Raw genomic sequence first — 10,630 nt, forward strand, 5'->3', positions numbered from 1 at the left:
GGCGCCGTCAGCGGGTATCTGCGCGGCTGGCCGGACCGGGTGCTGATGGCGCTGAACGACGCGTTGCTGGCCTTTCCCGGGCTGCTGCTGGCGCTTGGGCTGCTGGCCGTTTTCGGCGCCAGCGAAACCGGCATCATCCTGGCGCTGGCGCTGGCTTATATGTCGTCGGTCGTGCGGGTGGTGCGCGGCACCGTGATGAGCCTGCGCGAACGCGAATTCGTCCGAGCATCCCGCGTGATGGGCAACTCAGAGTTCTATACGTTGATGCGGCATCTGCTGCCCAACTGCCTGGCGCCGGTGATTGTCATGGCAACGTCCATGTGCGGCTGGATCATCCTGGCGGAAAGCTCGCTCAGTTTCCTGGGCCTGGGCGTGGCGCCGCCCGCGCCGACCTGGGGCAACATGCTGGCCGGCAGCCGCACCTACATCGGCCAGGCCGCCTGGCTGGCCATCTTTCCCGGCCTGGCGATTTCGCTGTCGCTGCTGGGCATCAATTTGCTGGGCGACGCACTGCGCGACCGGCTGGACCCCCGCATGCGGAGGCGCGTATGACTTCCCCCGTCCTGCTCGATATCGACGGCCTGACGCTGACTGCCGGCCATGGCCACAACGTGGTTTCGCAAGCCAGCATGCAGGTCGCGCGTGGCGAGATTGTCGGTGTGGTCGGCGAATCGGGCTCTGGCAAAACCATGCTGGGCCGGGCCATCATGCGGCTGACCCCGCAGGCCATCGACCGCGCGGGCGGCGACATTCGGCTGGACGGCACCTCCGTCTACGGGCTGCGGCCCGCGCAATTGCGTGCCCTACGCGGCCCGAAGGTGGCCATGGTGTTCCAGGAACCCATGACGTCGCTGACGCCGTCGCTGACCGTAGGCCAGCAATTGGCCGAAGGGCTGGAACAGCATGCGCCCGGCGAACGCGCCACGCATCGCGACCGCATCGAAGCCATGCTGCGCCGCGTCGGGCTGCCCAACGTGTCCCGCGTGCTGGACGCCTATCCGCACGAATTCTCGGGAGGCATGCGTCAACGCATCATGATCGCCTCGGCCATGCTGCTGCGCCCCGCGCTGCTGATCGCCGACGAACCCACCACGGCGCTGGACGCCGTGATTCAGCGCGAAGTGATGGAGATGCTGGTGGAACTGACCCAGGAGAACGGCACGGCCGTGCTGCTGATCAGCCACGATCTGCCGATGGTGGCACGCTATGCGCAGCGCATGGTGGTCATGCGGCGCGGCGATATCGTCGAAACCGGCCCGACCGCGCAACTGCTGGCCACGCCCGCGCACGACTACACGCGCCAGTTGCTGGCGACGCTGCCGCAACGGCGTCCGCCGCGTCCGCTTGCCACTCAGGCGCCACTGCTGTCGGCGCGCGGCCTTACGGTGGAATACGGCGCGCGCCAGGGCTGGTTTACCCGGCAGGCCGGCAACCGCGTGCTGCACGGTATCGACCTGGATATCCACCCCGGCGAAGTCGTGGCCGTGGTGGGCGAGTCCGGTTCCGGCAAGACCACGCTGGGTTCCGTGCTGACCGGGCTGGTCGCGCCGACCGGTGGCGCGCTGCGCTACAAAGGCCAGCCGCTGGCCGCGCGCGGCGCCGCCTTCAACGACTATCGCTATAACTGCCAAATGGTGTTCCAGGACCCGTATTCGTCGCTGGACCCGCGCATGACCGTGTTCGCGCTGGTGGCCGAAGCCCTGCGGCTGGCGCCCGGGCTCAGCGCGGCGCAAAAAGACGAGCGTGTCGCCACGACCTTGCGCGACGTCGGCCTGGACGGCGACTTTGGTCTGCGTTATCCGCACGAACTGTCCGGCGGACAGCGCCAGCGCGTGGCGATCGCCCGCGCCCTGGTGCGGCGGCCGGCGCTGCTGATCGCCGACGAAGCGGTGTCGGCGCTGGACGTCACGGTCCGCGCCCAGGTGCTGGACCTGCTGGCGGACCTGCAACAACGCTATGGATTTTCCTGTCTGTTCATCAGCCATGACCTGGGCGTGGTGGAGCAGATCGCCGACCGCGTCATCGTGATGCAAGCGGGCCGGATCGTCGAAGCCGGCACCCGCGACGCCATTTTTGACCGCCCCCGCGAACCCTATACACGCCAGTTGCTGGGCGCCATCCCCATGCTGGAAGCCACCGCCGCCGGCGGCGTCCGCCTGAAGTGGCGCAACGACGCGCTGGCCATGGCGCAACCCGCCGAATCGTTTTCCTAGGAGATCCCGTCCATGTCCACGACACCCCCGCCCCGCCAGGGCCACGGCGTCAAACTCAGCTTCTACGACTTCGGCGCCACGCCGTTCTTCGCCAGCCAGTTCGACCAGCGCTTCAGCTATTGCCTGTATGTGCCGCCCGACTATGACGAGGCCGGCGCAAAGGCCTATGACCTGGCGGTCATCGTGCACGGCACCGGCCGCACGGCGGCACAGTACCGCGACCGCTTCGCTGATTTCGCCCAGCGCAACGACTGCATCGTGCTGGCCCCCCTGTTCCCGGTGGGCATTATCGAACCGGGCGACCTGGCCAATTACAAGCGCATCCAATTCCACGACATCCGCTACGACCACGTGCTGCTGTCCATGGTGGACGAAACCATCGCCAAATACCGCGTCAACGGCCACCGCTTCCTGCTGTACGGCTATTCGGGCGGCGGGCAGTTCTGCCAGCGTTTCTTCATGCTGCACCCCGAACGCCTGCAAGCCGTCTCCATCGGCGCCCCCGGCGTGGTCACCCTGCTGAATCAGGATTACGACTGGTGGGTAGGCGTGCGCGACGTACCGGCCCGCTTCGGCCGCGCCATCGACATCGGCGCCATGCGCGAAGTCGCCGTGCAGACGCTGGTGGGCACGGACGACACGGCCACGTGGGAAATCACCATTCCGCGGGACAGCAAGCTGTGGATGCCGGGCGCCGAGCTGCAAGGCGACAACCGCATCCAGCGGATCGAGGCACTGGCCGCAAGCTTCGAGGCCCATGGCGTGAAGGTACGACGCGACACCGTGCCGGGCGTGGCCCATGAACCATTCAAGGTCATCGAAGCGGTGGAATCGTTCTTCGAGGACTTTTTGAAGTCCCGCCGCTAAAGCTTTAAAAATAAAGGGGAAATCATGAACCGACACCTTGCTTTTTTCGCCTTGCTGTCAGGTGGCCTGCTGAGCGCTGGCGCCCACGCCGCGGGCGACGCCCAGATGTTGCGCGTGGCGCTGCACGCCGACATCGCCAGCATCAACCCTGGGGTCAACCGCGACGCCAACGCCGACATGGTGTTGGCGCACGTCGTCGAAGGCCTGGTGGCCTATGGCGAAGACCTGAAGATCAAACCCGTGCTGGCGGAAAGCTGGCAGGCAAGCGATGGCGGCAAGGTTTACGAGTTCAAGTTGCGCCCGCAGGTGCATTTCCAGAATGGCGCGGTGCTGACCGCCGACACCGTCGTCTGGAATTTCAAGCGCTATCTGGACCCCAAGACCAACTTCCAGTGCGTCAACCGCTACAACGGCAAGATCGGCCCGGCCTTGCAAGACGTGCAGGCCGTGGATCCGTTGACCGTGCGCTTCACGTTCGCCGCGCCCGCGCCCAATTTCCCCATGACGATGGCCACCGTCCAATGCACGCCGTGGATCCTGCACCCGGATTCCGTCAAGGCGGACGGCAGCTTCGACACGCCCATCGGCACCGGCCCCTATGCCTTCGGCGGCATGATGCAGGGCCGTCAGCTGGACCTCAAGCGCTTCGCCGGGTACGACGCCCTGCCCGGCGCGCGCGATGGCTACGCGGGCAATAAGACGGCCACCATTCCCGTCCTGCGCTTCATGACCGTGCCGGACGCCAGCACCCGCAGCAACGGACTGCTCTCGGGCGACCTGGACGTGGTGGACGGCATTGAACCCACCACCCTGGCCACGCTGCGCAGCCAGGGCATCCCCGTGCAGGTGCAGCAAACGCCCAGCTGGCTTGTGATGCAGGTGCAATCCACCGCACCGGCACTGCAAGACGTCCGCATGCGGCAGGCCATCGCCCAGGCCCTCAGCCTGCCGGATCTGGCCGAAGCGTCGGGCGAAGGGCTGTACACGGCCAATCCTTCGGTACTGGTGCCGCAAAGCCCCTACTACGACGAACGCAGCAAGACCTGGCCGGCCTATGACCCCGCCGCGGCCCGCAAACTGCTGGCGCAGGCCGGTTACAAGGGCCAACCGATCACGCTGCTGGTGGCCAACCGCCAGGAACGCGTGCAGGCGGCCACCATCGTGCAGGCCATGCTGGCCGCTTCCGGCATCAATGTCGAGCTGAAGGTGCGCGACTGGGCGTCGCAACTTGATCTGTACGGGCGCGGCCAATATGAGCTGGCCATCTTCGGCTATTCGGCGCGCCTGGACCCGTTGCTGATGTATGAATCGCTGATCGGCGATAAAAAGCTCGAGCCCACCCGCCAATGGGACGATCCCAAGGCTGCTGCCCTGCTCAAGCAGGTCGCGATGGAGCCCGATCTGGCCAAGCGGCGCGATCTTTTCAACCAGCTGCACGAACTGATGGCGCGCGATATCCCCATCATCGGCCTGTTCAATCTGCCCGTCGTGACCGCCCTGCGGCCCGTCGTGCAGGGTTACGCGGGCTGGCCAGCGGGCACGCACCGCTTCTGGGGCGTGACCAAGACCCAACCCTGACACGACCACCCGACATGTCCTACGCTGAAATCCATTACCGGCACGCCGACGCCACCGCGCTGGCGGCCGCCATCCGCGACGGCCAACTCAGCCCCGCCGATGCGGTCGCGCACGCGTTCGCCGCCATCGACCGGGTCAATCCCCACTTGAATGCCGTCATCCTGACGATGCGCGAAGCGGCCGAGGAGCAGCTGCGCCATCTGCCCGCCGACGCGCCGCTGCGCGGCGTGCCGGTGCTGCTGAAAGACGACTGCCCGACCTATGCCGGGGTGCCGATGTCGTTCGGCTGCCGCGCTGCCCGTGGCTACGTGCCGGCCCACGACCACGAGATCGTGCGCCGCTACAAGGCCGCCGGCATGGTCATCGTGGGCAAGACGAACCTGCCGGAGTTCTCCGGCAACATCGCCACGTCACCGACGCTGCACGGCCCTACGCTGAACCCGTGGGATGCCGGCCGCAGCATCGGCGGGTCGTCCGGCGGCGCGGCGGCCGCGGTGGCCGCTCGCATGGTGCCGTTGGCCTATGGCAACGACGGCGCGGGTTCGATCCGCATTCCGGCGGCCTGCGGTGGATTGTTCGGCCTGCGGGCGTCGCGCGGGCGCACGCCCTGCGGCCCGGTGTCCAGCGAGAACTGGGGCGGGCTGGTCAGCCACCACGCCCTGACGCGGTCGGTGCGCGATTCGGCCTTGCTGCTGGACCTGACTGACGCGCCGGAGCCCGGCGCCCTTTACGCCGCGCCGGCCAAGTCCGGCCCCTACGTCCAGGCGGCATCCCGCGATCCGCGGCCGTTGCGCATCGGCGTCGTGGCCGGGCCCGGCATGGGCTTGCGTCTGGACGATGCCATCGCCGCCGCGCTGGACGATGCCGCAGCCCTGTGCCGCCAGCTGGGGCATCGCGTCCAGGCCGCCGCCTTCAATTTTGACGAATCGGCCCTGGCCGATGCTTACCTGCGCATCATCGCCGCCTACACGGCGCTGGAAGTGGACGCGATTGCCGCCGACAGCGGGCGGCCGCCCGACGCGGACGGCTTCGAACCCGTCAACCTGGGTCTGGCCGAGTATGGTCGCAGCTTGTCGGCGCCGGCCCTGCTCGCCGCGCGCAACACCGCCAACAGCGTCGCCCGCAGTCTGGGCCATTTGTTCGCGGAGGTCGACGTCCTGTTGACGTCCGTCATGCCGACGTTGCCGCCGCCCATGGCCGCCCTGGACGTGCGCGGCCCGGACTGGCGCGCCTTCGCAAGTGAGTTCATGCAAGGCACCGTCTTCACGCGCCCGGCCAATGCCGCCGGCATCCCCGCCATGAGCGTGCCGCTATTCCAGACCCCGGCGGGCCTGCCCATCGGCATTCAGTTCATGGCGCCTTACGGCGACGAAACCACGCTATTCGAACTGGCGGGCCAACTGGAGCGCGCGCGCCCGTGGGAAGGCCGGCTGCCCCCAACCCACGCCTGACGTCATTGTCGGGGCTGCTATCGCGCCGCACGGCAAGCGATACGCCCCGGCAGGCGGCCAGCCGCCAAGCTGGCGGCAAGGCCACGGTGGTCGGCCGGAATCAGGCCTCGATGCCGCGCGATTCCAGATAGTCTTCGTAGCCGCCGCGGTAGTCGATGATCTCGCCGGAAGGCAGGATTTCGATCACGCGGGTGGCCAGCCCCGACACGAATTCGCGGTCATGCGACACAAAGACCAACGTGCCTTCGTACTTTTCCAGCGCGAACTGCAGGGATTCGATCGACTCCATGTCCAAGTGGTTGGTCGGCTCGTCCAGCAGCATGACGTTGTGGCGGCCCAGCATCAGGCGGCCGAAGGTCATGCGGTTCTTTTCGCCGCCGGACAGCACCTTGGGCGCCTTGGGCAGATCGTCCGCCGAGAACAGCAGGCGGCCCAGCACCGAGCGGATCGACTGGTCGTCGTCGCCGGGCTGGCGATGGTCGCCCATCCAGTCCAGCAGGTTGATGTCGGTTTGCAGGAACTGGTCCGAGACGTCCTGGGCCATGTAGCCCAGATCGGCGTTGTCGGACCACTTCACCGAACCCGAGTCCGGCTGCAATTCGGTGGCCAGCAGGCGCAGCAACGTGGTCTTGCCCACGCCGTTGGCGCCGATGATGGCGATCTTTTCGCCGGCATCGACCATCGCCGAGAACTTGGTGATCACCGGCGCGTCGTACGCCTTGGTCAGGTTCTCGACCGTGACGGCCAGGCGGTGCATGACCTTGTTCTGTTCGAACCGGATGTACGGGTTCTGGCGCGACGATGGCTTGACCACGACCTGGTCGGCCTTGATGCGGTCGATCTGCTTCAAGCGCGACGTGGCCTGGCGCGACTTGGACTTGTTGGCGGCGAAGCGGCGGACGAAATCCTGCAGTTCGGCGACGCGTTCCTTGGCCTTGGCGTTGTTGGACACCAGACGCTCGCGCGCCTGGGTCGAGGCCAGCATGTAGTCGTCGTAGTTGCCGGCGTAGATGCGGATCTCGCCGTAGTCCACGTCGGCCATGTGCGTGCACACCTGGTTCAGAAAGTGGCGATCGTGGCTGATGATGATCATCGTGCTCTGGTAGCCATTGAGCACGTTTTCCAACCAGCGGATGGTGTTGATATCCAGGTTGTTGGTCGGTTCGTCCAGCAGCAGGACGTCGGGGTTCGAGAACAGCGCCTGCGCCAGCAGCACGCGCAGCTTCCAGCCCGGGGCGACTTCGCGCATGGGCAGGTTGTGCTGGTCCACGGCAATTTCCAGGCCCAGCAGCAATTCGCCGGCGCGTGCTTCGGCGGTGTAGCCGTCGTACTCGGCGAACTTGGCTTCCAGATCGGCCGCGCGCATGTAGTCGTCTTCGGTCGCTTCCGGATTCGCGTAGATCGCGTCGCGTTCGGACATGGCGGCCCACATCTCGGTGTGGCCCATCATGACGACGTCCAGCACGCGCAGGTCTTCGAACGCGAACTGATCCTGGCGCAGCTTGCCCAGGCGCACGCCCGGCTCAAGCGAGACGTTGCCGCCGGACGATTCGAGATCGCCGCCGATGATCTTCATGAACGTAGACTTACCGGACCCGTTGGCCCCGATCAGCCCGTACCGGTTGCCTTCCCCGAACTTGACGCTGACGTTCTCGAAAAGGGGCTTGGGACCGAACTGGATGGTGAGATTGGCTGTGGATATCACGGTGTATTTGAGTCTGAGGGCGTCCGAAGACGCATGCGGAGAAACCCGATAGTGTAGCAAACGGCGCTACGGCCCCGATTTCAATGCCTGGCCCGAATGAAAACGCCCCCGGTTCCGGCCGGGACCGGATGCCGGGGGCGAATCGCCAGAAGCGACGATCAGTGGTGATGTTCGTCCAGCACCAGGTGCGCCAGGCCCTTTTCGGTCGCGATGCCCACCTTCTGCCCGATGGGCAAGGTGGCCTTGGTGGCCACATGGCCGTAAGGCAAACCGGTGATGACCGGCACCTTGACCGTCTTGCGCAGCCAGGCAACGACTTCATGGAGGTCGTAGCCCTTGTCGTGCGGCGCCAGTTTGTAGTCCGAGAAGCGGCCCAGCACGATCGCCTTCTGCTTGGCCAGGACGCCGGCCTGCCACAGCTGGATCAGCATACGCTCGACGCGATAGGGATGCTCGGCCACGTCTTCCAGGAACAGGATGCCGCCGCGGATCTTCGGAAAATAAGGCGTGCCAAGCAGCGACGTCAGCATGGCCAGATTGCCGCCCCACAGGATGCCGCGCGCATCGACCGGATCGGCGTCTTGCGTTTCGAAGCTGAGGATTTCGAGTTCGCCGCGCATCACTTCGCCGAACAGCGCTTCGGTCAGGTCATCGACTTTCTTGCCGCCAAAGTCGGCCACCGCCGTGGCGCCGGTGTAGCTGACCGCGCCCGTCTGCGCCAGCAGGCCCAGGTTGAAGGCGGTGAAGTCGCTCATGCCGACAAAGCGCTTGCCGCTGTCGGCCATTGCTTTCCAGTCGATCTGATGCAGCAGCCGGCCCATGCCGTAGCCGCCGCGCGTCACCATGACGATGGGCAGCTTTTGCTTGATGGCGCGCGCCAGGCTGGCCAGGCGCTGCGCGTCGGTGCCGGCAAAGCGCTGGTGTTCGGCGTAGGCGGTGCGGTCGATGGCGGTCTTGAAACCCTGCTGTTGCAGGCGTTCGCGGGCAAGCTCGACCGTGGCGGGGTCGCGCACGGCCGACGACGGCGAGATCAGGTAGATGCCGCGGGCGTCCGGCAGCGTGTGGCTGTGCCCGTGGTCGTGGCTGTGATCGTGGCCGCAATCGTCGTCGCAGGCGGGGCCGTGGTGATCGTGGCCTTGGGCGGCCGCCTTGATCGCCGTCTTTGCGGCGGGCTTGGCGGCGGTCTTGCCGGCCGTCTTGCCGACGGCTGCTTTCGTGCCCGCCTTGGCGGCTTTGGGGGTGTTCATGCGATGGATTCCTTGGCGCGGCGTTCACGGAAGAACCGACGCAGCAGGTCGCCGCAAGGTTCCGCCAGCACGCCGCCGGTGACTGAAGTGTGATGATTGAGTTTCGGGACCGACCCGACGTCCAGGACGCTGCCGCAAGCGCCAGTCTTGGGGTCATAGGCGCCGAACACGACACGCGCAAGCCGCGCGTGCAGCATGGCGCCTATGCACATGACGCAAGGCTCCAGCGTGACATAAACGGTGATGCCCGGCAGACGGTAGTTTTCCAGCTGCCGCGCGGCGCTGCGCAACGCGACGATCTCGGCGTGGGCGGTCGGGTCATGGTCGATGATGGTGCGGTTGTAGCCGCGGCCCAGGATCTCTCCTTTGGCGGACACGACCAGCGCGCCCACGGGCACTTCGCCGATGTCGTAAGCCGCCTGGGCCTCTTCCAGCGCCAGGCGGATGTAGCGGGCGTCTTCTTCGGTCCAGGGCGGCACGGGCGCAAGCGGACCGGCCTCAACCACGGTACACCCGGGACTTCAGCGCGATACGGCCGGCCAGGCTGGTCACGGCCTCTTCCAGCCACTGGTAAAGCTCGGCCTGTTCGTCGTAGCGCGCCTGGTTCAGGTTCGACACCCGGCCTTCTTCGATGAAGCCCCAGGCCCGGCTGCGCTTGTCGCGATGCTTCGGGTCCCAGACGCCGAACGCGAAGCCGCCGGCGCGGCGGATCAGCGAGAAGCACGGGATATCGGTGTAGCCGTCGCCGACGAACACCATCTGGTCGAACGGCACGCGCAAACGGTCTTCGGGCACCTTGCGGTTGACCTCGAAGGGTTTGTTGCGGAAATCGCGCCCGATGATGCCCTTCTGGATGTGGAACAGATAGCGCGTCTTGTCGGTGAAGCTGACGATGCGGCGCGGGAACGCGATGCCGCCGTCATCGCCGTAGACGAATTCGGAGGCCCAGATTTCGGTGAATTCATGCGCGATGGGCGTGGAACGCACCACGTCGCCAATGCCGCTTGAGATCAGGTAGAACTCCAGCTGCACTTGCGGCTGTTCGGCTCGCACCGCCGCGCGCAAGCGCTGGAACAACGTCGGCACGCCGTCGTGCAGTTCAAGGCGCGAGCCCCATTCCTTCAGCCGCTGCTGCGTGATGAGCCCATTCGTGCCCGCCTGCGACAGCTGGATCATCTTGTAGAGGTATGCGGGAACCGGGTCCCAGTCGTGCTGGGACAGCAGCGGATCTACCTCGTCTTTCCAGAACGAGGCCGTGTCCACGCCGATGCTCTCCAGGAAGCCGGACGTGCTGTCCGAGGCCAGCGTGTCGTCGAAATCGAAAATCAGGGCGATGACATCGGACATGGGATGCGTGAATAAAGGACGGAATTAGGGCGAGAAACGCGCGACAGCCGCCATTTTGCCTGAATGTAGCGACGGCTGTGCGCCCTCCCCGGCCCTATCCGGCCATTATTGGCGCATCGGGGCGTTCATGGTGCCAGGGGCCGGCGCAGGCGTAGTTCCCGGCGCGGGCATCGTTCCCGGCGCGGGCGCCATCCCTGGCGCAGGCGCCGTGGTGGGGGGGGG

At 66.4% G+C, this 10,630-nt stretch carries 9 protein-coding genes; 5 read left to right on the top strand and 4 right to left on the bottom strand.

What is annotated here, in order from left to right; all coding sequences use genetic code 11:
- The 5 genes from ACE039_RS19415 to ACE039_RS19435 form a co-directional block, all read left to right on the top strand.
- On the top strand, positions 1 to 552 hold a 552-nt coding region (locus tag ACE039_RS19415), incomplete at its 5' end, for an ABC transporter permease (RefSeq protein WP_485823113.1).
- On the top strand, positions 549 to 2,213 hold the full coding sequence (locus ACE039_RS19420; protein ID WP_485823114.1) for a dipeptide ABC transporter ATP-binding protein: 1,665 nt from the start codon (positions 549 to 551) through the stop codon (positions 2,211 to 2,213). The genes ACE039_RS19415 and ACE039_RS19420, both read left to right, overlap by 4 nt.
- Before the next feature lie 12 nt (positions 2,214 to 2,225).
- Complete coding sequence (locus ACE039_RS19425; RefSeq protein WP_485823115.1) at positions 2,226 to 3,080, top strand: alpha/beta hydrolase; 855 nt, start codon at positions 2,226 to 2,228, stop codon at positions 3,078 to 3,080.
- A 24-nt stretch (positions 3,081 to 3,104) separates the two neighbouring features.
- Positions 3,105 to 4,658, top strand: a complete 1,554-nt coding sequence (locus tag ACE039_RS19430) for an ABC transporter substrate-binding protein (protein ID WP_105556876.1) — start codon at positions 3,105 to 3,107, stop codon at positions 4,656 to 4,658.
- Between the two features lie 14 nt (positions 4,659 to 4,672).
- The gene (locus ACE039_RS19435) at positions 4,673 to 6,109 is read left to right on the top strand and encodes an amidase (protein ID WP_485823116.1); all 1,437 of its coding nucleotides are present in this window, start codon (positions 4,673 to 4,675) and stop codon (positions 6,107 to 6,109) included.
- Positions 6,110 to 6,209: 100 nt separating this feature from the next.
- Here ACE039_RS19435 and ACE039_RS19440 read toward each other — a convergent pair whose 3' ends face one another.
- The 4 genes from ACE039_RS19440 to ACE039_RS19455 all read right to left on the bottom strand — a co-directional run bounded on the left by ACE039_RS19440 (position 6,210) and on the right by ACE039_RS19455 (position 10,408).
- Entirely contained in the window at positions 6,210 to 7,814 is a 1,605-nt protein-coding gene (locus ACE039_RS19440) for an ABC-F family ATPase (RefSeq protein ID WP_054421760.1), read from the bottom strand.
- 158 nt (positions 7,815 to 7,972) lie between these two features.
- Entirely contained in the window at positions 7,973 to 9,061 is a 1,089-nt protein-coding gene (locus tag ACE039_RS19445; protein ID WP_485823117.1) for an LD-carboxypeptidase, read from the bottom strand.
- Positions 9,058 to 9,567, bottom strand: coding sequence for a tRNA adenosine(34) deaminase TadA (tadA, locus tag ACE039_RS19450; RefSeq protein ID WP_310028928.1), 510 nt, complete (start codon positions 9,565 to 9,567; stop codon positions 9,058 to 9,060). Before tadA ends, ACE039_RS19445 begins: the two co-directional genes overlap by 4 nt.
- Positions 9,560 to 10,408, bottom strand: coding sequence for an HAD family hydrolase (locus ACE039_RS19455; RefSeq protein ID WP_105556873.1), 849 nt, complete (start codon positions 10,406 to 10,408; stop codon positions 9,560 to 9,562). Before ACE039_RS19455 ends, tadA begins: the two co-directional genes overlap by 8 nt.
- Positions 10,409 to 10,630: the final 222 nt, after the last annotated feature.

The organism is Achromobacter maghribensis (assembly GCF_057334215.1).